This is a genomic window from Streptomyces sp. RLB3-17 (genome assembly GCF_007113425.2).
In the GTDB taxonomy this organism is placed as follows: Bacteria; Actinomycetota; Actinomycetes; order Streptomycetales; family Streptomycetaceae; genus Streptomyces; species Streptomyces mirabilis_D.
The window spans coordinates 3,929,868-3,951,368 of record NZ_CP041610.2 but is presented as its reverse complement, the minus strand read 5'-3'; the positions used below and the strand labels follow the sequence as shown (position 1 = coordinate 3,951,368).

19 protein-coding genes are annotated in these 21,501 nt (G+C 71.1%); 10 read left to right on the top strand and 9 right to left on the bottom strand.

From position 1 onward, the window contains the following. Positions 1 to 4: 4 nt before the first annotated feature. From chvE to FNV62_RS18255, 4 genes are all read right to left on the bottom strand, one after another. Positions 5 to 1,117 (bottom strand): multiple monosaccharide ABC transporter substrate-binding protein, encoded by a 1,113-nt coding sequence (chvE, locus tag FNV62_RS18270; protein WP_351831178.1) that lies wholly within the window; start codon positions 1,115 to 1,117, stop codon positions 5 to 7. 141 nt (positions 1,118 to 1,258) lie between these two features. After that, entirely contained in the window at positions 1,259 to 2,227 is a 969-nt protein-coding gene (locus FNV62_RS18265; RefSeq protein WP_054233605.1) for a hypothetical protein, read from the bottom strand. Between the two features lie 216 nt (positions 2,228 to 2,443). Then, a complete protein-coding gene (locus FNV62_RS18260; RefSeq protein WP_060901990.1) occupies positions 2,444 to 3,448 on the bottom strand; it encodes a zinc-dependent alcohol dehydrogenase in 1,005 nt (334 codons plus the stop codon). Next, positions 3,445 to 4,602 carry a mandelate racemase/muconate lactonizing enzyme family protein gene (locus tag FNV62_RS18255; RefSeq protein WP_054233607.1) on the bottom strand — a complete coding sequence of 386 codons (1,158 nt, stop codon included), beginning with the start codon at positions 4,600 to 4,602 and terminating at the stop codon, positions 3,445 to 3,447. Before FNV62_RS18255 ends, FNV62_RS18260 begins: the two co-directional genes overlap by 4 nt. A 370-nt stretch (positions 4,603 to 4,972) precedes the next feature. On the opposite strand from FNV62_RS18255, the gene FNV62_RS18250 reads away from it, so the two are divergent. Next, the gene (locus FNV62_RS18250) at positions 4,973 to 5,677 is read left to right on the top strand and encodes a hypothetical protein (RefSeq protein WP_143601527.1); all 705 of its coding nucleotides are present in this window, start codon (positions 4,973 to 4,975) and stop codon (positions 5,675 to 5,677) included. Between the two features lie 140 nt (positions 5,678 to 5,817). On the opposite strand, the gene FNV62_RS18245 is transcribed toward FNV62_RS18250, so the two are convergent. Continuing rightward, positions 5,818 to 6,252: a MarR family winged helix-turn-helix transcriptional regulator gene (locus FNV62_RS18245; RefSeq protein ID WP_060899262.1), complete on the bottom strand. Its 435-nt coding sequence runs from the start codon at positions 6,250 to 6,252 to the stop codon at positions 5,818 to 5,820. A 124-nt stretch (positions 6,253 to 6,376) separates the two neighbouring features. Here FNV62_RS18245 and FNV62_RS18240 point away from each other — a divergent pair, with 124 nt between their 5' ends. Then, a complete protein-coding gene (locus FNV62_RS18240; RefSeq protein WP_060899263.1) occupies positions 6,377 to 7,396 on the top strand; it encodes an NADP-dependent oxidoreductase in 1,020 nt (339 codons plus the stop codon). A 135-nt stretch (positions 7,397 to 7,531) separates the two neighbouring features. Then, entirely contained in the window at positions 7,532 to 7,951 is a 420-nt protein-coding gene (locus FNV62_RS18235; protein ID WP_097284553.1) for an organic hydroperoxide resistance protein, read from the top strand. An 85-nt stretch (positions 7,952 to 8,036) separates the two neighbouring features. Here the strand turns inward: FNV62_RS18235 and FNV62_RS18230 are convergent, their stop codons facing one another. Beyond that, a complete protein-coding gene (locus FNV62_RS18230) occupies positions 8,037 to 10,595 on the bottom strand; it encodes a M14 family zinc carboxypeptidase (RefSeq protein WP_144315411.1) in 2,559 nt (852 codons plus the stop codon). Between the two features lie 286 nt (positions 10,596 to 10,881). Between FNV62_RS18230 and FNV62_RS18225 the strand changes: the two genes are divergently transcribed. Both FNV62_RS18225 and FNV62_RS18220 read left to right on the top strand, forming a co-directional pair. Further along, positions 10,882 to 11,754, top strand: coding sequence for a hypothetical protein (locus tag FNV62_RS18225; protein WP_225900285.1), 873 nt, complete (start codon positions 10,882 to 10,884; stop codon positions 11,752 to 11,754). A gap of 597 nt (positions 11,755 to 12,351) precedes the next feature. After that, positions 12,352 to 13,185, top strand: a complete 834-nt coding sequence (locus FNV62_RS18220; RefSeq protein ID WP_144315410.1) for an EI24 domain-containing protein — start codon at positions 12,352 to 12,354, stop codon at positions 13,183 to 13,185. 42 nt (positions 13,186 to 13,227) lie between these two features. Here FNV62_RS18220 and FNV62_RS18215 read toward each other — a convergent pair whose 3' ends face one another. Both FNV62_RS18215 and FNV62_RS18210 read right to left on the bottom strand, forming a co-directional pair. Beyond that, the gene (locus tag FNV62_RS18215; protein ID WP_144315409.1) at positions 13,228 to 14,481 is read right to left on the bottom strand and encodes a pyroglutamyl peptidase; all 1,254 of its coding nucleotides are present in this window, start codon (positions 14,479 to 14,481) and stop codon (positions 13,228 to 13,230) included. Positions 14,482 to 14,611: 130 nt separating this feature from the next. Beyond that, on the bottom strand, positions 14,612 to 15,544 hold the full coding sequence (locus FNV62_RS18210; protein ID WP_382141474.1) for a LysR family transcriptional regulator: 933 nt from the start codon (positions 15,542 to 15,544) through the stop codon (positions 14,612 to 14,614). Positions 15,545 to 15,593: 49 nt separating this feature from the next. Between FNV62_RS18210 and FNV62_RS18205 the strand changes: the two genes are divergently transcribed. From FNV62_RS18205 to FNV62_RS18195, 3 genes are read left to right on the top strand one after another with little or no spacing between them, the layout of a single operon-like run. Then, positions 15,594 to 16,406 carry an NAD(P)-dependent oxidoreductase gene (locus tag FNV62_RS18205; protein ID WP_097284545.1) on the top strand — a complete coding sequence of 271 codons (813 nt, stop codon included), beginning with the start codon at positions 15,594 to 15,596 and terminating at the stop codon, positions 16,404 to 16,406. An 11-nt stretch (positions 16,407 to 16,417) separates the two neighbouring features. Further along, positions 16,418 to 16,834 (top strand): RidA family protein, encoded by a 417-nt coding sequence (locus FNV62_RS18200; protein WP_054231019.1) that lies wholly within the window; start codon positions 16,418 to 16,420, stop codon positions 16,832 to 16,834. 25 nt (positions 16,835 to 16,859) lie between these two features. Next, the gene (locus tag FNV62_RS18195; RefSeq protein ID WP_097284542.1) at positions 16,860 to 17,189 is read left to right on the top strand and encodes a YrdB family protein; all 330 of its coding nucleotides are present in this window, start codon (positions 16,860 to 16,862) and stop codon (positions 17,187 to 17,189) included. A gap of 38 nt (positions 17,190 to 17,227) precedes the next feature. Here FNV62_RS18195 and FNV62_RS18190 read toward each other — a convergent pair whose 3' ends face one another. After that, complete coding sequence (locus tag FNV62_RS18190; RefSeq protein WP_097284540.1) at positions 17,228 to 17,803, bottom strand: TetR/AcrR family transcriptional regulator; 576 nt, start codon at positions 17,801 to 17,803, stop codon at positions 17,228 to 17,230. Positions 17,804 to 17,993: 190 nt separating this feature from the next. Between FNV62_RS18190 and FNV62_RS18185 the strand changes: the two genes are divergently transcribed. Both FNV62_RS18185 and FNV62_RS18180 read left to right on the top strand, forming a co-directional pair. Beyond that, complete coding sequence (locus tag FNV62_RS18185) at positions 17,994 to 20,528, top strand: glycoside hydrolase family 3 protein (RefSeq protein WP_144315407.1); 2,535 nt, start codon at positions 17,994 to 17,996, stop codon at positions 20,526 to 20,528. Between the two features lie 126 nt (positions 20,529 to 20,654). Continuing rightward, positions 20,655 to 21,491: a hypothetical protein gene (locus FNV62_RS18180; RefSeq protein ID WP_144315406.1), complete on the top strand. Its 837-nt coding sequence runs from the start codon at positions 20,655 to 20,657 to the stop codon at positions 21,489 to 21,491. The last annotated feature ends 10 nt before the right edge of the window (positions 21,492 to 21,501 follow it).

The window sequence follows — 21,501 nt, the reverse complement described above, 5'->3', positions numbered from 1 at the left end:
GCGGTTACTTGAGGTCGCTGTCCTTGTAGTAGCCGGTGCCGACCAGTTCCTTCTCGTAGTTGGTCTTGTCGACGCTGACCGGCTGGAGCAGGTAGGCGGGGACGACCTTGGTGCCGTTGTCGTACGTCTTGGTGTCGTTCAGCTCGGGCTTGTTGCCCTTGAGGGCCGCGTCGACCATGCCCGAGGCCACCGTCGCCAGCTTGCGGGTGTCCTTGTAGACGGTCTGCGTCTGCTCGCCCGCGATGATCGACTTCACCGAGGCCAGCTCGGCGTCCTGGCCGGTGACGACCGGCAGCGGCTTGCTCTTGGAGCCGTAGTCGTCCGACTTCAGCGAGGAGAGGATGCCGATGGAGATGCCGTCGTAGGGCGAGAGCACCGCGTCGACCCGGGCGCTCTTGTACGACGAGGTCAGGATGTCGTCCATGCGCTTCTGGGCGGTGCCGCCGTCCCAGCGCAGGGTGGTGACCTGGTTCAGTGCGGTCTGGCCGGACTTGACGACGAGCTGCTTCTTGTCGATGTACGGCTGCAGGACCTTCATCGCGCCGCCGAAGAAGTACTTCGTGTTGTTGTCGTCGTTCGAGCCGGCGAAGAGCTCGATGTTGAACGGGCCCTTCTTGGAGCCGTCCGCGAGACCGAGCTTCTGCAGGATGTAGTTGCCCTGGAGCTCGCCGACCTTCGAGTTGTCGAAGGACGCGTAGTAGTCGACGTTCTTGGTGCCGAGGATCAGTCGGTCGTAGGAGATCACCGGGATCTTGGCGTCGGCGGCCTGCTGGAGCACGTTGTTCATCGACTTGTTGTCGATGGCCGCGATGATCAGGGCCTTCACGCCCTGCGTGATCATGTTCTCGATCTGCGAGACCTGGGTGTCGGGGTCGTCCTCGCCGAAGGCCAGCTTGGTCTTGTAGCCCTTCGACTGAAGGTCCTTGACCACGTTGTTTCCGTCGCCGATCCAGCGCTCGGAGGACTTGGTCGGCATCGAGATGCCGATCGTGGCGCCCTTGGTGCTCCCCGAGGAGTCCTTGCTGCCGCCGTCGCTGTTCTGGCCACAGGCGGTCAGGGTGAGGGCGAGGGAGGCCGCGCCGGCGATGGCGGTGAGAGCGGCTCTGCGGTTGCGCATGATCATCATCCTTGATGTCTTGGACCGGCTCGGTCTCGCGTTACGGGGATGCTCCGAGAGCGTTGCGAGGGATGACCGAGTAGAGGTGTGTGGGATTGTGCGCGGCTGTGTCGTCTTGTGTGAAGGGGGTTTGTGCGAACGTTATGAGGTGGTGTTGAAGCGCGTGAGAGTTCCGGGCAGCCGGGATCCGAGCGGCGCCATGTCGCCGTCCGCTCCGTGCCGCGCGAGCAGGTCCAGGGCGAGCCTGCCGCGACGCACGCGTTCCTTGGCGGTGTTGAGGGTCAGGTCCCTCAAGTGGTGCCCGTACGGGTAGATTCCGGGGGCTTTGGACAGGCCGAACTTGAGGTACAGCGGTGCGCCGCGCCGGATCAGCTCGGCGACCTCGTACATCCGCACATAGCCTCCGAGGTCGTCGGGAGCCTCGATGTACATGTCCATGGGGGCGGCCGAAACTCGCCGTATCTCGGTGAGATGATCGAGCGTCAGATCACTCGGCACGTTGATGGAGTCCGCGCCGAGGTTCTCGTACACCGCGTACGAGGCCGGGTTGACCGGCCCCACCAGTGCCGAGAGCTTGAGGGTGGTGTCGGCCGGGATGATCCCCGCCGCACGCGCCCGGTGCAGGGTCCACAAGACGCCCTCGTCGGCGACGAGGAGGCACTTGACGCCCAACTCCGTTGCGCGGAGAGCGTCTTCGACGCAGCCGGCCACCGCGTCGTGGCCGCGGGCCCGCAGACCGCCGCCGCGTGAGTCCGAGCGCACCGAACCGCCGATGTCCCAGGTGCCGCGCGGCCCGGTGAACAGGCAGAGCTCGATGTCTCGTTCACCGGTGGCCTCGACCATCTCGGTGATCTCGGCGTCGGTCAGCATCCAGACACCGCTGCCCTGGCTGATCCGGTGGATCGGTACGTCGAGCCGCGAGGACTCCTTGAGGACCACGGCCAGGGCCTCGGGCCCCTCCACGGAGGGAACCTCGGTGCGCCAACGGCCGCCCCCCGGGAAGGTGTGCGGCGAGGCGTCGGCGGGGGAGAGGGCGGGCGCGCCCAGGCCGAGCGCGGCGAGCGCCTGCTCACCGGGTCGACGGGCTGCCGTAGGGGCGGCGTCGGTCACTGGCTGTCCTTCGTGTTCGAGGGTGGCGCGTACAGATGTGGTGCGGGTGCAGATGTGGTGCGTGTACAGAGAGGTGGTGCGTGTCCTGGCGCACGGTGCGTGCACCGGTATGTTCGATATTTCGAACGAGGTTCGCGACCTTGGGTGTGCGGGGCCTTGGTGGTACGCCGGTACGGAGCCGTCAGGTAACTCCGTACCGGCGTACGGCTCGGGGGACTACGGCTTCAGCAGGACCTTTCCGACCTTGGGATCGCCGGACCCCACCAACTCGATGGCCTGCGGGAACTCGGCGAGCGGCAACTCGTGCGTGACCAGCGGCAACGGGCTGAGCAGCCCGGCCCCGAAGACCCGCACGGTGTGCGCCCAGGCCGCCGGCGGCGCACCGAACACGGTGTGCACCTCCAGCTGCCGTACGACGAGATCGGTGGGGTCGAGCCCCTCGGCGCCCGGCGCCGGGATCCCCGTGAGGACCAGACGTCCGCCGCGCCTCAGTAGGGAGGCGGCGGTGCGCGCGGCGGACGCGGACCCGGCGGTCTCGATGACGACGTCGAAGTCGTCGGGGAGTTCCTGGTCCCTCGTACGGAAGTCGGTGGCGCCGAAGTCCCTGGACAGTGCCGCCCGGTCCGGCCGGGTCCCGACCACGAGCAGCTCCGCCGGAGAGTTCGCCTTCAGGAACTGGATCGCGAACATCCCGAGCGTGCCGGTCCCGACCACCGCGACCCGCTCACCGGGCAGGGCGTTCGCCTTCAGCGCGGCGGCCGCGATGCAGGCGGCGGGCTCCAGGAGGGCCGCCGCCGTCAGGTCGGCGTCGTCCGGCAGCACGTGCAGCAGCCGCGCCGGGAGGGTCAGCGTGGTCGCCATCGCGCCCGGCTGGGTGAACCCGGTCTCCTCGTACCCCGCCGTGCACAACGTTGTCTCGCCCGCGTGGCAGCGGTCGCAGACCTGGCAGTTGCGGAACCCCTCGCCGACGACCTTGCGTCCGACGATCGACTCCGGGACCCCGGCCCCGACCGCCTCGACGGTCCCCGACCACTCGTGGCCGGGCGTGAGCGGATAACGGACGTACCCGTCGGGACGGTTGCCCTGGTAGACCTCGCGGTCGCTGCCGCAAATACCCACGGCGTGCACCCGCACCAGGGCCTCACCGGCGCTCGGCCGCACCGGCTCGTGCTCGATCAGCCGGTGCTCGCCCGGCGCCTCGACGACGACCGCGGTGCTCACTGCGACCCCTTGGGCTTGCGCTGCTCCCAGCCGTCGGCCCACAGGTCGAAACGGGCTTGCTGCTGCGGGAACTCGGCCGCCGCGTCGACGTCCAGCTCGACGCCGAGACCGGGCTCGTGGGACAGCTCGAAGTAGCCGTCGACGACCTGCGGGGCGCCCTTCACGACCTTCTTGATCTCCGCGTCCGCGAAGTCGTTGAAGTGTTCGAGGATCTTGAAGTTGGGGGAGGTGAAGCCGACTTGGAGGGAGGCGGCGGTGAGGACGGGGCCACCGACGTTGTGGGGCGCGACGAGGACGTAGTGCGCCTCGGCGGTGGCGGCCAGCTTCCGCGTCTCCCAGATGCCGCCGATGTGACCGACGTCGGGCTGGATGATGTCCACGGCCTGGCTCTCGAAGAGCTCGCGGAACTCGATGCGGTCGTGGATGCGCTCACCGGTCGCGACCGGGATGTCCACCTTGGCGGCGACCTTCTCCAGGGCCTTCAGGTTCTCCGGCGGGACCGGCTCCTCCAGCCACGCGGGCTTGAAGGGTGCGAGTTCGCGGGCGAGCCGGACGGCCGTGGAAGGGGAGAAACGGCCGTGCATCTCCAGCATCAACTCGGCCTCGGGGCCGATCGCGTCGCGCACGGCCTCGATCAGCGAGACGGAGTAGAGCGTCGCCTCGTGGTCGAGCTCGAAGTGCCCGGTCCCGAAGGGGTCGATCTTCAGCGCCTTGTACCCGCGCGCCACGACCTCCTGGGCGGCCTTGTGATAGGCCTCCGGAGTTCGCTCGGTCGTGTACCACCCATTGGCGTAGGCCTTGACCCTGTCGGTGACCTTGCCACCGAGCAGCTGCCACACGGGGACGCCGAGCGCCTTGCCCTTGATGTCCCAGCAGGCCATCTCGATGACCGCGATGCCGGACATCACGATCTCGCCGGCGCGCCCGTAGTCGCCGTACTTCATCCGTCGGACGAGGTCCTCGACAGCGAACGGGTCGGAGCCGAGAATGTGATTGGCCTCCGCCTCCCGCAGATAGCCGATCAGTGCGTCGGTGTGGCCCAGCATGCGGGTCTCGCCGACTCCGGTCAGGCCCTCGTCGGTGTGCACCTGGACGTAGGTCAGGTTGCGCCAGGGCGTCCCGACCACGTGTGTGCTGATTCCCGTGATGCGCACGGCAGTTGCCCCCTGTGCTCTTGCGGCTCTGTTCGAAATTTCGTCACACGTTCGAAATGCTGGCGTGACAGTAAGGACGTGGCCCCGGAGGTGTCAATGGGTCGAACGGAACGGTCGGCGACGGATTTTGCCGGTATGCCTCGGCTCGTCGCGCGCGCGATGGTGCGAACGGGGTGCGGGGCGCGCCGGAACAGGTGGTTCCCTACATAACTTTCACAGCTGTGACTATGAACGTTACCTGTGAGGAACTTACTCTTCCGGCGTCATGGACTACTGCGACCCGTGCCGACGGCACCTCAATGGCGCCCTTGCCTGCCCGGGGTGCGGCACCTCAGCCGAACAGCTCCGCACGCATGCGGACCAGACCGACATGCGTGCCGGAACGGGCGCGGGGGCGGTCGATGCCGGTGTCGACTCGTTGTACGAGGGCGACAACGACGACGATGAAGATCCCGACGACGAGGACGAGGACGGCGAGGGGGAGCGGTCCGGACGGGCCGCTGCCCGGCGGCGGAACCGTGGGCGCGGGCGGGGCCGGGGCCGGGACTCGGAGGGGCCCGGCGGTGCGAGCCGTCGGGACCGGAAGGCCGCGGCGCATCGTCGGCGTCGGCGTCGGGTGCTGCTCATCGCCGCGGGGTTCGTGCTGGCGGCGGGTGGGCTGAGCCTCGCCGAGCTCGGCATAGACGGGCCGGGGCTGCTGCCGAAGCCGGCCGCGGCCGGGGGTGAGCCGGCGGACGGGTCGGCGTCCTCGGACGCCGGGACGGCGCGGCCGATCACCGACGCGGGGGGTTCGTCCGGGGGTACGTCCACCGCGACGGCCTCTCCTGATGCGTCGGCGTCTCCCTCCGCTTCCAAGTCCGCCAAGGGTGACAAGTCCAAGGACGACAAGAAGAAGGGCACGCAGGAGCAGTCGGCGACGACGGGTACCGGGGTGGTGCCGTCCGCGACGTCCGGCCCCGTGTCCTCGACTCCGCCGAAGTCGTCCCCCAAGCCGACGGCCGCGCCGACCTCGGCCGCGCCGTCGCCGTCGCCTTCACCTTCGCGGTGCAACCGTTTCCTGTGGTGGTGCACGTAGGGGGTTCCGTGGTCTTTTCGGCTGCGGGCGGGTGGGGGTTGCTCGCGCAGTTCCCCGCGCCCCTAAAAGCTCGGGGCGAAGCCCCGTCTTAGGGGCGCGGGGAACTGCGCGACCGGCCCCCACTCAGCCGCACCCGAAAACTACGGCGCGAGCATTCTCTGCAGGAGGTCCCGGAGGGACAGGCGCTCCTCGGTGGAGAGGCCCGCCAGGGGCTCACGGGCGAAGTTGAGGGCGTCGCGGAGGGAGCGCGCGACACGCCTGCCCTCCTCCGTCGCCGCGGCCAGCTTCACGCGGCGGTCGGACGGGTCGGGGCGCCGCTCGACCAGGCCCCGCGCCTCCAGCCGGTCCACGATCCCGGTCACGTTCGACGGCTCGCACTTCAGCTTCTGGGCGAGCCGCCGCATCGGCAGCGGCTCCAGGGAGAGCAGGCTCAGAAGTCGCGCCTGCGCCCCGGTCAGCGCATGCTCGGCGGCAGCGTCCTCGTACTCCTCGTGATAGCGGGCCACAACCGTGCCGATGAGGTCCACGACCTCGAGGGTCAGCGGGTCGATACGGGTTGTTCTTTGCGTGGCCATGGGCTCCAGGCTACTCCGTTACTTGACATCATGAAATATGGAGGAGCATGGTTGTTTCAGGTACTGAAGTATTAGAGCCGTAGTCGCACGTACCCGTGCATGCACGCAGGAAAGGCACCCCCTCATGACCGAGACCCAGCTCCCCGCCGTCAACCGCGAATGGCACCTGGTCAGCCGCCCGGTCGGCTGGCCGAAGCCCGAGGACTTCGCCCTGGTCGAGGCCGAGGTCCCGCAGCCGGGGGAGGGCCAGGTCCTCGTACGGAACGCGTACGTGTCCGTGGACCCGTACATGCGCGGCCGCATGAGCGCCGCCAAGTCCTACGTCGCCCCCTTCGAGCTGGGCAAGGTCATGCAGGGCGGCGCGGTCGGTGAGGTCATCGCCTCCAACGCCGAGGGCGTCGAGGTCGGCGACCACGTCCTGCACTTCTTCGGCTGGCGCGAATTCGCCGTCGTGGACGCCAAGCAGGCCGTCAAGGTGGACCCGCAGGCCGCGCCGCTGTCGACGTACCTCGGCGCCCTCGGCATGACCGGTCTCACCGCCTACGCGGGCCTCCTGCGCACCGCCTCCTTCAAGGAGGGCGACTCCGTCTTCGTCTCCGGCGCCGCCGGCGCGGTCGGCAGCCAGGTCGGGCAGATCGCCAAGCTCAAGGGCGCCTCGCGCGTCATCGGCTCCGCCGGCTCCGACGAGAAGGTCAAGCTGCTCGTCGAGGAGTACGGCTTCGACGCCGCCTTCAACTACAAGAACGGCCCGGTCAGTGAGCAGCTGCGCGCCGCCGCCCCGGACGGCGTCGACGTCTACTTCGACAACGTGGGCGGCGACCACCTGGAGGCGGCCATCGGCTCCCTCAACCGGGACGGCCGCATCGCCGTCTGCGGCATGATCTCCGTCTACAACAGCACCGAGCCCGTCCCCGGCCCGAAGAACCTGGCCCGCCTCATCCAGACCCGCGGCCGCATCGAGGGCTTCCTGGTCGGCGACCACTACGACCTGCAGGCGCAGTTCGTGCAGGAGGTCGGCGCCTGGGTCCGCTCCGGCGAGCTCAAGTACAGCGAGACGGTCGTCGAGGGCATCGAGAACAACCTGGAGGCGTTCTTCGGCGTCCTGCGCGGCGACAACGTCGGCAAGATGATCGTCAAGCTCTGACCCTCCGGGTCCCCGGTCCCCGGTCTCCGGTCCTCCGGAGATGCTGTCGCTGGACTTTCGGTATACGGTAACTTCTTTCCGAAACCGTCGCGATCGTGGGCGCGAGTCGCGACGGACCAAGGAGGAACGCACCGTATGTCCATCCAGCAGACCGATGTCCTCTACACCGCCGTCGCCACCGCCGAGAACGGTCGCGACGGCCGGGTCGCCACCGACGACGGCAGGCTCGACGTCGTCGTGAACCCGCCCAAGGAGATGGGCGGCAGCGGCGCCGGGACCAACCCGGAGCAGCTCTTCGCCGCCGGGTACAGCGCCTGCTTCCAGGGCGCCCTCGGTGTCGTCGCCCGCCGGGAGAACGCCGACGTCTCCGGTTCGACGGTCACCGCGAAGGTCGGTATCGGCAAGAACGAGGACGGGTTCGGGATCATCGTGGAGATCTCCGCGACGATCCCGAACGTCGACGGGGCCACCGCACGGGACCTCCTCGAAAAGGCCCACCAGGTCTGCCCCTACTCGAAGGCGACCCGCGGCAACATCACCGTGACGCTCGTCTGACAGCGCTCGTTGTACACGGCGGAGGCCGCACCCTAGGACGTGGGGTGCGGCCTTTGCCCTGTCGTGGGAGACGGACGGCAGTGTCCTACGAGACGGTCAGCAGCGCCCTTCCCACCTGCGGGAACTCCCCCTTCGGATGATCACGGAAGAGCGGCTCCGTACCGAAGAGCACGGCATGCGGACCGCTGACGACAGCGGCCTGGCCGCCGGCGGCCTCAGGCCCTCCCGTCCCGTCGGCCAGCGGGCGCCAGTGCCCGGAGACGAGCGGATCGCCCGGCGCGTAGGCCTGCTCGACACGCACCCCGGGGCCGAGATCGGTGAACCAGACGGGCGCGTAGACGAAGCCGTGGTCGGGCGCGTTCGCGGTGAGCGGTCCGCCCGAATTCACCACCCGCACCACACCGTTGGCGTCACCGTTGCCCTCCACCGGCCGCACCGCCAGCAGCCCGGCCGCCGAGTTGAGCGCGGCTCCGACGGCTCCGCGGCCGACGAGACCGTGGGTGTGGAGGAAGGCGTCCAGCGCCGCCCGCGCGCCCTCGTTCAGACCGGCGTGGTCGAGCCCCGAGGACACGAACAGCACGTCCACCGCGGACCAGTCGAAGCCCGCGTTCAGGACGGCCGTCGACACCGGCACCACGTCGAAGTTCATCTCCCGCAGCGCGAAGAGCTCACCCGGCGTGACGGCCGCGGCGACGCGGACGCGGTGCAGCGGTGTTCCCGGGCTGCCTTCGGTCGTCCTGGTCTGTCCGGTCGCGTCGAAGGCCACGTCGTACGTACGGGCGAGAGCGGCGGCCCGTGCCCGCGCCGACCCCGGCACGACGACACTGCCGTCCGCGAGCCGCCGTACCGAAACCCCCTGCTCGAGAAGGGAGTTGAGGGCGGCGATCTCCTGCGGGGTGTCGAGACGCAGACGCAGATCACCACGCGGGGCGACGTACCCGACCCGCGCGGCGGCCTCGACCCGACGGGTGGCCACGGCCGACAGCCCCCCGCTCCGTACGGGCACGACCGTCGCGCCCCACAACCGTCCCAGGCTCCAGCCCGAGATGTCGTACATCACCGACACCTTGTCACTGATGTCCCGCCCGTCGGCCAGCATCACATTGGCCAGACCGCGTTTGGGCTGGTGCAGGTCGACGACGTACGAGCCCTTCGCGTACGACCGTCCGGCCAGCCGGAAGTCGCGGGTCGCGCGGGTGACGCGGACGTCGTTGGCGAGGAGATGGTCGACGAGGCGGGCGGCGGCCGTCGCCGAACGCTGGGCGCCGCCCGCCGGGATCACGTAGGCACGCGGGAAGTCCGTCGTGTAGACGTCCTCGGGACCGATGCCGGGCACCCCCGGCACCGTCTCGGCCGAGACCGGCACCTGGGCCGCGCCTGTCGCGCCGCGCCGGAAGACCTCGATCTGGTCGGCGATGATCGAGGCGCGGTGGGTCCGGGCGTAGGCGAGGGTCGCGCGCATGGCCGCGCCGGCCACGTCCACGTTGATGGCCGACCTGCGCCGGAGTTCGGCCACGGGCAGGGTGTCGTACTCCGAGTTGTTCACCGCCAGCGGGATCTCCACGGTGTGCGCGGCGACCGCGCCGTGGAACGCCTGGTACTGGGGCGTGAAGATCGGCGGCCAGTCGTCCCAGCCCTCCCGCTGGTCGCGGAAGGGGATCTGGACGGGCTCGACACCGTCCTTCGCGGGGGTGTGACCGAGGCCGTTGACGGCGGCCTCCATGCCGAGGGCGTTGGCGTAGGTGTTCTTGAGGAAGAGGTCGTACTCGTAGTTCTCGCCGTGCGGCGGGGTCGTCGGCTCGATCAGGGTGCCGTTGACGTACCCGTGCAGGTCGAGCATCACGGCCGGCTGCTTGTCGATGGCGATCTGGCGGATCGCGCGCGCCTCGGGCTGCGAGGCGGTGATGAAGTCCCGGTTCAGGTCGAAGCCGTTGGCGTTGGCGCGGGTGCCCGCGATCCGGCCGTCCGGGTTCGCCGTGATGTTGAAGTAGAGACGGCTGTGGGCGAGGAGGTCGGTCGTCTGCGCGTCCTTCGCGCTCGCGAGCCGCTCGATGAGCTGGAGGGCGGCGTCGGTGCCCTCCCATTCGTTGCCGTGGATGTTGTTGTCGAAGAAGACCGGCGTCTTGTACGACGCCTTGACCGCCGGGTCCTTCGCCGCCGCCTGCGGCGCGTTCTCGATCAGCTCGCGCATCCGCTCCTGGTCGAGGGACTCGCGGGCGGACTCCGGGGCGGTGACGGTGACCAGGTAGAGCCGGTGACCGCCGGCCGAGCGGCCCGCGACCTCCACGCTGACACGGTCGCCGAGCCGTTGGAGGGCGTTCAGCTTCGGGGCGATGGCGTGGTATGGGGTGAGGCCCAGCTTGATGGACTTGTCCGCCGGGTTCTCCGGGTCGGGGGAGAGGACCTGCTCACGCGGATAGCCACGGCGGGGGGCGGCGAGGCCGGAGTCGGACAGGTCGGTGACGGGGCTGGTGAGGGCGTTGCGGGCGGCGTTCGCCGGGGCTCTGGCGGCACCCGTGGGCTGGTCCGTCCCTTCACGGACAGGGGGTTCGCGGTCCGCGGTGGCGCTGGGCGGGGCGAGGAGAAGCGATCCGGTCGCGGCGGTGAGGACAGTGGCGATCAGGACGGGTCTCGGTAGGCGCACGCGTCGTACCTCCGGTGGGGGGCCTGAGATCGGTACGGGTCGGTAGGGCACGGGTCAGTAGGGCACGGGTCGGTAGGGCGTACAGGTCGGTAGGGCGAGGTGTACCCGTTCGACTCTTCCTCAACAAGAGGGCCTGGGGGCCACGGTGGCCCCCCCTGGACGCCATGGATGCCACGGATGGTGCATCGCCGACGGGCCGAAGGGGGCATGCTGAGGCCATAAGACGCCGTAGGGGGCCAGCGGACGGGTCCATGTGGCGAGGTGCCGTGCGTGGCGAGGAGGGCTCATGTCCCCGATTCCGTCGCTCCCCAGCATCCCCAGCAGGGATGACGTGCTGCGTATGGCGCGCAGCACGACCGACATCACCGGCCAACTCCTCGACACGGCCGGGAACATCACCAGAATCGCCCTCAACACCTTCGACCCCCGGGACGGGTCGGGGGCGGAGGCGCTGCGTGTGCTCCGGGAGACCACGGCGGAGTTGGCGGAGGCGAGTGCGTCTCCGCAGGCGCAGGAGGCGTTCTACCGGATCGTGGACACACTGACGCGGCTCGGAACGACCGGGGCGCCGCTCGCGGTGCATCCCGTGAGCCGGCCCGCGCAGGCGTTGCTGGCCGCGCTGGGGGACAGTCTGCTGCCGATCCTCGACGCGGTGGAGCCCGCGGTGCAGGAGGCGGCGGACGCGTTGGGGGACTTGCTGGAGGCGGGGTCGCCGTTGCTGCCCGCGGTGGCCGGGGTGGCGGCGGGGGCGTTGCTCGCCTTGACGCCGGTGATACGGGCGGCGGCGGACGTGTTGCGCGACTCCTCGCCCGAACTCCGGCGTATCGCCGACGCGTTGACCTCGGCGTTGGCTCCGTTGCTGCCGCTGCAGGTGGCGCTGGCCGAGCGGGCGGCCGCGGCGGGGGTGGGGGTGGTGCGGGCCGCGCTGCCGCCGCTCGCCGACCTCACGGAGGCGGCGGCGGCCACGACGGACGCGGTCCGGCCGGTGCTGATCGCCGGCGAGGAGTTCCTCGTCTCGGGCCTCGAACATCTACAGCCCCTGCTCCTGGCGTCGGCGTCACGGACGGGGCGGGTGGCTCGGGCGGTGGCGGTACGGGTCTCCGCGGCGGTGTCGCCTGCGGCGGAACGGGGGCTTGTGGTGGCGGTGACGCCGACCTAGCCGAGTCGCCGCCTCCCGCCTCCGACCGCGGACCGGCGAGGGCGGGGGCTGCGCCCCCACGCCCCCGCCCGCCCGGATCCATTCGGCCGCGGACCGGCGGTGGCTGGTCGCGCAGTTCCCCGCGCCCCTGAACCGGGGCTGCGCCCCGTATTCTCCGGTCGTCCGGGTTCGTTCGGCTGCGGGCCGGTGGGGGTTGGTCGCGCAGTTCCCCGCGCCCCTAAGAGCCTCGGGGCGTCCGGCGTTCGAGCCCAATGCCAAACACCGCACCCCACCCACCCCGTCCCGCACCATTCAGCCTGTCCGGCGATTGAGGACAAGGCCGAAGGCCGATGCCCCACCCACCCCGGTGCGCACCATTCAGCCTGTTCGGCGTTTGTGGACGGGGCCGGAGGCGAGCCCCGTCCACCCTCCCCCCGGTCCACCCGCCCACCCGGCCCGTATCACTCAGCCCGTCCGGCGTTTGAGGACGAGGCCGTTCAGGCCGTGCGGGGGTCCAGGGGGCGCAGCGCCCCTGGCGGGGGTGAGGGGGCGGAGCCCCTGGGGATGGGACGGGTAGGGGCGGCGGGGGCGAGGAAAAGGGCCGGTAAAGTTCGGCGTATGCGTGATGTCGGGGCGGGGTTCGGTTATCTCATACAGGGCCAGCGATGGGTGGCACGGCACGGGAAGCAGTACGGGTTCGGACTGCTGCCCGGCCTGATCACCCTCGTGCTGTACGCGGCAGCGCTCGTCACCCTCGCCCTGTACGGCGAGGACTTCGTCACCTGGTCCACCCCCTTCGCCGACGACTGGTCCAGCCCCTGGCTGGGCCTCTTCCGCGGCTTCCTCACCGCCGTACTCTTCGCCCTCGCCCTCCTCCTCGCCGTCCTCACCTTCACAGCCGTCACCCTCCTCGTCGGCCAGCCCTTCTACGAGTCCCTCTCGGAGAAGGTCGACAGGGACGTCTCCCCGGACGGCACGGCCCCGGAGTCCGGCCTCCCGCTCTGGCGCGAGCTGTGGATCTCCGCGCGAGACAGCCTCCGCATCCTCGTGCGGGCCGCCGTCTGGGGCGTCCTCCTCTTCGCCTTCGGCTTCCTCCCGTTCATCGGCCAGACCGTCGTCCCCGTGATCGGCTTCTTCGTCACCGGCTTCTTCCTCACGGAGGAACTGACCGCGGTTGCCCTCCAGCGCCGAGGCGTCGACCTCCGCGACCGCCTCACCCTGCTCCGCTCCCGCAAGACGCTGGTCTGGGGCTTCGGCACCCCGCTGGGCCTCGCCTTCCTGGTCCCGTTCGTCGCCGTCTTCCTGATGCCGGGCGCGGTCGCGGGCGCCACACTGATGGCCCGCGACCTGCTGGACGAGGAAACGGACGAGCCGGACGACGACCACGACGACCACGGCGGTCACGACAACCACGACGACCACGACGACCACGAACAACGCGCCGCCGCGTGACCGAGACGACCCTCGCCGTGGCCGTCGTCATGGTCCTCGCCGCTATCGCCCCGTCCCGCTGACGGCCACCGTCACGATCGCCCGCACCTGAGCGATGATGTCCAGCCGGTTCCGAACGAACTCGGGGTCCGTGACCGTACCCGTCGCCGGGTCCGTGTTGCCCGTGCCGAACTGCAGTACGGGCGTGTGGACATGCCCGCCGGGCAGGCTGTCGTGCAGACCGAGGCGGTCGCGCAGCAGCGTCGCTCGGTAGGCGATCTCGTTGGAGAGATAGTCCCCGCCGCCCCCGGCACGCGCCGTCGAACCCGGGGTCGGCCCGTCGGGACGTACGACCGGATCGGTGCCGCCCGCCGGGATCTCGGTCACCGAGGTGTGGTCGTACACGGGGAAGCGGCCCGTGGGCGCGGCCACGATCCGCGCGTACGGGAGCGTCGTCGACGTCCACTGCGGCTGCGAGGCCGGGTCGGTGACGGGGATCGTCTCGGTGCGGGAGACGTTCTCGTTGTCGGGGAAGCCGCCCCGCCAGGCCCCGTTGGTCCGCTCCACGTCGAAACGGCCGACGCGGCCCTGGCTCACCGTGGTGAACAGATCCACGCGCGGGAGCTGGCGGCGCAGCGTCCGTTCCACCGTGCCCTCGGCGAAGTCCTGCCAGCGGACCGGGAACACGGCGGTCTCGATGCGCGCCGGGCCGTCCGCGGTCAGGATCGTCGTGCCGTCCAGGGCGAGGGCGGTGGCCCCGGACGGGTTGGAGATCCGGACGTCACGGTCCAGCGTGAACGGGTCGAACCCGGTGAGCAGAATCCGCTTCACGCCCTTGGCGTGCGGATAGCGGATGGTGTTCTCGCCGCGCGAGTTCTCCTCCAACTCGGCCAGTAGCCTGGCGCGTTGCGTGTCCGTGAGACCGAACTCCGGCTCCCACTGCCGCACTTCGCGGGTCATGCCCAGCCGCGCCCAGTACAGCGGCCGGTCGTCGTCCCGGCTCAGGTCGCCGCCCGCCGGGCCCCGTCCCTGCGCCCGGTCGACGGCCCGCTGCCACAGCCGCGCCCCCTGCCGTACGACGACACGCTCGGCCTGCCCGAACGAGCCCGCCCGCTCCAGCGCCCGCGCGAACCCGGGGGCCACCGTGTCGAATCCGGAGCGCCGCAGGATCTCCTGGGGAGCGGCCTGGTCGAGGCGCTGCTCCTCGACGGTGACGGGGGCCGCCGCTGCCGCCGACGCGGTGGGCGCCGCGGCCAGGCCGCCCACCAGGGCCAGTCCGAGTACGCCTGCTCCGAGTCGAACGCGTATGTGAGTCAAGGGAGTTCATGCCTTCCGTCGCCGTGGGGTGCTGCCGGACGGCCGCAGTATCGCGTGACGGAGGGGACGTACGCCATGAGGTGTGGCACCGGCAGCCGAAGCGGCCGGGGTGGCTCGGGCGACGGGTGGCTCAGGTGGGCAGGTGGGTCGCCGCCTCCCGCAGTGCCCCCAGGAACGCCCGCGCCGCCGGTCCCAGTGACCGGCCCCGCACCGTCGCCGCGTACACCGCCCGTGCCGGCGCCTCCTCGTCGCGCACCGCGAGCAGCGCGATGTCCGGGCGTACGGACTCGGCGGCGAGCGCCGGGACCAGGGTCACCCCGAGCCCGGCTGCGACGTACCCCTGCTTGGCCGTCCACTCGGCCACGACATGCGCGACGCGTGGCCGGAAGCCGTGCCGCAGGGCCGCGTCCAGCAGGGTGCCCTCGGGGCGGGCGGAGCCGGATATCCAGTCGGCGTCGGCGAGTTGGGGGAGGCGGACGGAGGGCTCGGCGGCGAGCGGATGGTCGGCGGGGACGGCGACGTACAGGGACTCGTCGAGGAGGTGGTGCAGGGCGTACGGGTCCAGCGGGGCGCGGCCCGTCGTGGAGACGATCGCCAGGTCGAGGCCGCCCGCGGAGAGCCGCTCCAGGAGCACGGGCGTCAGGCCCTCCTCGCGGGTGAGCCGCACCCCCGGATGGCGCACCCGGAACGCGGCGATGGCACGGGGTACGAGCGCGGCGTCGGCCGTGGCGAACGCGCCGAAGCGCAGCCGGCCGCCCGCGACCCGCCGCAGCGCGGCGAGTTCGCGGTTCGCGTCGTGTAGCCGCTCGACCACCGCCTCGGCGTGCGGCACGAGGAACCGCCCGGCCTCCGTCAGCCGTACGCCCCGGGGCAGCCGGTCGAAGAGCGGGGCTCCGCCGAGCGCCGACTCCAGCGAGGCGATCTGCCGGGACACCGCGGACTGCGTCCAGCCGAGGGCCCGCGCGGCCACCGTGAACGAGCCGTGCCGGGCGACCTCCAGGAAGACCCGCAGCCAGGTGGTGGAGAGGTCGGGTACGGCATGCGGGTTGGGCATGAGAGCCATGCTAGACATTCGCTTGTCGCATCACGTGGGCCCGCCTAGCGTCGAAGGCATGGAAAAGATCGCATTCCTCGGGCTCGGGCACATGGGCGCCGCGATGGCACGCCGACTTCTCGCCGCGGGATTCCCGCTGACCGTCTGGAACCGCACCGCCGAGAAGGCCGAGCCGCTGGTCGCCGAGGGCGCCACCCTCGCCCCGTCCCCGGCCGAGGCCGTACGGGACGCGGACGTGGTGATCACCATGCTCGCCAACCCGGCCGCGCTCGACACGGTCGCGGACGCCATCGTGCCGGAGCTGCGCCGGGGCACCACCTGGGTGGAGATGTCGACCGTCGGACCCGACGTGGTCAAGGAACTCGCCGCCCGGCTCGGGGAGGGTGTGACGTTCGTCGACGCGCCCGTGGCGGGCAGCACGGACAAGGCGGCCGCCGGGCAGCTCGGCATCCTCGCGGGCGGCGAGCTGACGGGCGTCGGGCACGTGCTCGTCCATATGGGCACCGTCACCCGCACCGGCCCGCTGGGCTCCGGCGCCGCGCTCAAGCTCATCGTCAACACGGCCCTGCTCGGCGGGGTCGCCCTCGTCGCCGAGACCATGGCCCTCGCGGACAAGCTCGGCATCGACGAGAAGGTGGCGCGCACGGCGCTCGCGAACGGCCCGCTCGGCGGCGCCGTCGGCCGCGCCTTCGCCGAGGACGTGCACTTCGCCACCGCGCTCGCCGCCAAGGACGTCGCCCTCGCCACGAAGGTCGCCGAACTCCCCGTACTCGAAGCGGTGTTGGAGCACTACAAGCGGGCCGCCGCCGATCCCGCCGTCGCCGGCGCGGACATCACGAAGGCCGTCGAACACATCCGCCGCTCCGCCTGAGAGGGCCTCCCATGCAGATCACGCTCGACAACCCGCCCTCGGCGCCGGGTCCCGCCAACGGCTACTACTCCCAGGTCGCCCGGGTCGAACTGCCGGGTGCGGGCGCCCTGTTGTACCTCTCCGGGCAGGTCGCGGAGGGCGCCGACCTCACCGAACAGAGCCGCGGGGTCTTCGAGACCATCGACGCCCTGCTGGGGGCGCACGGGGCGGGCCTGGCGGACATCATCAACATCCGTACGTATCTGACGGACATCACCCAACTCCCCGCCTACGGTGCCGTACGTGCCCAGTACCTCACCGGTGCCCCGCCCACCAGCATGACCTTCGAGGTCTCCCGCCTCTTCAAGCCGGAGGCCCTGATCGAGATCGAGGTCGTGGCCGCCGTACCGGCCGTACCGGCCCCGCGTGACGCACACGGGCCGGAGTGATCCCTTCCGGGTGATACTGCCGCCCATGAAGGCAGTGAACCTGGGCGTCCTCTTCCTCATCGAACTCGGCGCCCTCGCGGCCGTCGGGTACTGGGGGTTCACCCGCGCCGCGGCGACGCCGCTGACCTGGCTCCTCGGCCTGGGCGCCCCGGCCGTACTCATCACGCTGTGGGCGCTGTTCGGCTCGCAGAAGGCGTCGTACAAGACGCGCGGCGCGGTCCGTGTCGGTTTCGAACTGCTCTGGTTCGGGGCCGGCGTGGCCGCGCTGGCCTTCGCCGGGGCCAACGGGTGGGCGATCGCCTTCGCCGCCGTCTGTGCGGTGAGCAAGACGCTGGCCGTGATCTGGCACCAGTAGCGCGGGCGGTGGCGGAGGCGGAACAGTGGTGGTCGGGTTCAGTCCTCGCCGAGCAGCGCGAGGAAGTCCCGGAAGGCGCCCGGCATGTCCACCGACTCCGGGTCCAGGAGCCACTGGAACTGGAGGCCGTCCATCACCGCCACCAGCAGCGGGGCGGTGCGCTCGGGCGTGAGCCCGTTCGGCAGCCGCTCCCCGTACTCGGCGCGCAGCACCGCCGCCATGCTCGCGCGCACCCGCGCGTACCGCTCGGTGAAGTACTCGCGCGCCGGGTGCCCCTCGGTGACGCTCTCGCCGAGCAGCGCCGAGAACGTCTGGATGATCCCGGGCCGCATGGCGTTGTACTCGACCAGTGAGGCGAGCAGGTCGACCCGCCACTGGGTGTCGGGCACGGCGTCCCACTGGTCCCGCTCCTTGAGCACCGCGACGAGCAGCGCGTCCTTCGTCGGGAAGTAGTGCAGCAGCCCCTGCTGGGTCAGCCCCACGCGTTCCGCGACCGACGCCATGCTCGCGCCCCGGTAGCCGCGCTCGGCGATCACCTCCAGGGCCGCCCGGACGATCTCGGCGCGTCGCTCCTCGCTTCTGGCCCTGGTGCCCATGGCGTCACCGTACGGCATGCGCACCCATAGAATGTAACGAAGAAATCACGAAACCTACTGCTCTACAGGTATCGGATGCAGGATGGACGCGCAGAGCGGATTCAAGGGCTCACGGATTCCCGGGCTCACGGATTCCCGGGCTCAGGGATTCCCGGGCTCACGGATTCGCGGATTCACGGACTCACGGACTCAATGAGGAGGCACCGCGATGGCGGGAACGCGCACACCGGCCGACGAGGCCCGCGAGGCGGTCGTCGAGGCGGCCCTCGGCAAGCTGGACCTGGACGCGAAGACGAGGCTGCTCGCCGGGCAGGACATGTGGTCGTTGCCCGCGCTGCCCGAGATCGGCCTCAAGTCCCTCGTCATGTCCGACGGCCCGATCGGCGTACGCGGTGTCCACTGGACCGCCGACGACCCGTCGATCGCGCTCCCCTCGCCGACCGCGCTCGCCGCCACCTGGGACCCGGCCCTCGCCCGCCGGGCGGGCACCCTGCTCGCCCAGGAGGCCCGCCGCAAGCAGGTCCACGTCCTCCTCGCCCCCACCGTCAACCTGCACCGTTCCCCGCTCGGCGGCCGCCACTTCGAGGCGTACAGCGAGGACCCGTACCTGACCGGCGAGATCGGCTCCGGCTATGTCCAGGGCGTCCAGTCGGGCGGCGTCGGCACCACCGTCAAGCACTTCGTCGCCAACGACGCCGAGACCGACCGCTTCACGGTGAACAACCTGCTCTCCGAACGCGCCCTGCGCGAGCTGTACCTGGCCCCCTTCGAGGCCATCGTCGCCCATGCCCATCCCTGGGGCATCATGACCGCCTACAACACGGTCAACGGCACCACGATGACCGAGCACCACCACCTCGTGAACGAGATCCTGCGCGGCGAGTGGGGGTTCGACGGCTTCAACGTCTCCGACTGGACCGCCGCCCGCGCCACGGCCGGCGCCCTCGAGGGCGGTCTCGACGTCGCCATGCCCGGTCCCCGGACCGTGTACGGGGAGGCGCTCGCCGCCGCCGTCCGCGCGGGCGAGGTCGAGGAGGCCAAGGTCGACGAGGCCGTCCGCAACGTCCTGCGGCTCGCCGCCCGCGTCGGCATCCTGGAGGGCGCCGAGCCGGTCGTCACCGAACCGCCCGCGACGGTGGACGGCGAGGCCCTGGCCCGCGAGATCGCCCGCCGCTCCTTCGTCCTCGTGCGCAACCAAGGGGCTCTTCCGCTCGGGGGAGGGCGCGGGGAAGGGCACGGGGAAGCGCGCGGCGAAGGGCACAAGGTCGCCCTGATCGGCGCCGCCGCCCGCGACGCCCGCATCCTCGGCGGCGGCTCCGCCACCGTCTTCCCCGCCCGGGTCGTCCCGCCCCTCGACGGCCTCACCGCCGCCCTCCCCGAGGGCAGCCTCACGTACGCCGTCGGCGCCGACCCGAACGAGGAACTCGCCGTCGCCGACAGGGGGTTCACCCTGCGGGCCGTCTGCCGCGACCGGGACGGCGCGGTCGTCGGCACCGGCTCGGCCCCCAACGGCCAGATCCAGTGGATGGGCGACGACCTCCCCGAGGGCGTCACCCACGCCACCCTCCACAGCGTCGAACTGACCGGCACCTTCACCCCGCGCGAGAGCGGCACCCACACCCTCGGCATCAAGGGCCTCGGCGCGTTCACGCTCACCGTCGACGGCACGGTCCACTTCGACGACATCCAGCGCGGCACGAAGGACGACCCCTTCGAGGCGTTCTTCGGCGCCCCCGTCGAGCGCGCCCAGGTGGATCTCGTCGCCGGTGAGACGTACGAGGTGGCGCTGCGTCACGTCATCGTCGTCCCCGAGGGCGCGCCGCTGAAGGTGGTCGGCTTCGCACTCGCCCACCAGGACCCGCGCCGCGACCCCGACGAACTCATCGCCGAGGCCGTCGAAGCCGCCCGCGCCGCCGACACCGCCGTCGTGGTGGTCGCCACCACCGACCGCGTCGAGTCCGAGGGCTTCGACCGCAAGGACCTCCGGCTGCCGGGCCGTCAGGACGAGTTGGTGCACGCCGTCGCCGCCGCCAACCCGAACACCGTCGTGGTCGTCAACGCCGGCTCCCCGGTCGAGCTGCCGTGGCGCGAGGAGGTCGCGGCCGTACTGCTCAGCTGGTTCCCCGGCCAGGAGGGCGGCGCCGCCCTCGCCGACGTCCTCACCGGCGCCCACGAGCCCGGCGGCCGGCTGCCCACCACCTGGGGCTCCCTCACGGCCGCCCCGGTCACCCAGGTGGTCCCGGCCGACGGCGAACTCCCGTACACCGAGGGCGTGTTCATCGGCTACCGCGCCTGGGAGAAGGAAGGCAGGACCCCCTCGTACGCCTTCGGACACGGCCTCGGCTACACCGACTGGACGTACGAGTCGATCGAGCTCGGCGACGGCGACGGGGGTGCCGGTGCCGGTTCGGGTGCCGGTGCCGGTTCCGGTTCCGATTCGGGTACGACGACGGTCACGGTCCGCGTCCGCAACTCCGGTGCGCGGGCCGGGCGCGAGGTCGTACAGGTCTATCTGGCGCCCGTCGAGGCCGACGCCGAGCGTCCGGCCCGGTGGCTCGCCGCCTTCGCGGGCGTCGAGGCGGGCCCCGGCGAGAGCGTCGACGTCGTCCTCGTCCTCCCGCGCCGGGCCTTCGAGGTCTGGGACGAGAGCACCGGAGCCTGGGTGTTTGTGAAGGGTTCGTACGAGATTGCTGCGGGTCGCTCGATCGTCGACCGTCGGGTCGCGGCGACGATTAACGTCTGACGCGGGACGAGTCCACCCCGAGCAGCCCCGGTCCGGAACCTGACATCCGGATCGGGGCTCGTCGGTTCTCGGCCACCTGTGGCAGACTCGCGGGCCGGAACACGCCGGTTCGGGGGAGAACAACGCATGTACCCAGGTCAGCAGCCAGGCCCGTACCCACCGCAGGGGCCCTATCAGGGGCAGCAGCCCTCCTACCCGCCCCCGCAGCAGGTCCCGTACCCGCCTCAGTACCAGCAGCAGCCCCAGGCCCCTCAACAGCACCTGGGCGAGGGCGAGATGCGGCTGGACCCCCACCTCACCCCCGACCAGCGACAGCTGGTGCTGCGCATCCAGCAGCAGGCGAAGACATACGCGTACGGCTTCGTCCTCGGCATCCCGCTGACCTTCGGCGGCGCCCACTACGGCGTCACGCGGACACCGGTCGGCTTCGCGGCCACGGCCGTCGGACTGGTCGCCGTGGCCGTCGGCCTCTTCGCCATGACGCGGATGCGGGCCCTCAAGCAGCAACTGCGCCTGATCACCCCGGACGCCTGGCGCTCCCCGGCCGCGCATCTGCCGGGCGCCCGCAAGGCCGCCACCCTCGCCGCGTACCTCAACGGCGTACTCGTCCTGCTGTCCCTCGGCGCCGCGGGCTATCTGCTCTACAAGGGCGCCGGATGGGGCGCGTACGGCAACTCGTTCGGCTTCGGCGCCCTGGTGCTCGGCGCGTTCATCCCGTTCGGCATGGGCATCGCCGCCGCCACGACGATCCCGCAGCTGCTGCGGGTGATCCCGGCCGGCGCCAAGGTCGGCCGGAGCCTGTACTCGATCATCATGGTGCTGGCCACCACCGTGCTCGTGGAGGGGATCAAGGGCAAGTCCCCGCTCCCCGCGCTGATCGGGGCCGTGGTGGTCGCGGTCTGCCTCGGCGCGATGACCCTGCTGGGCAGGGCCACCAAGCGGATGCGCGGCGAGAGCGTCTGACGGTCGGTCG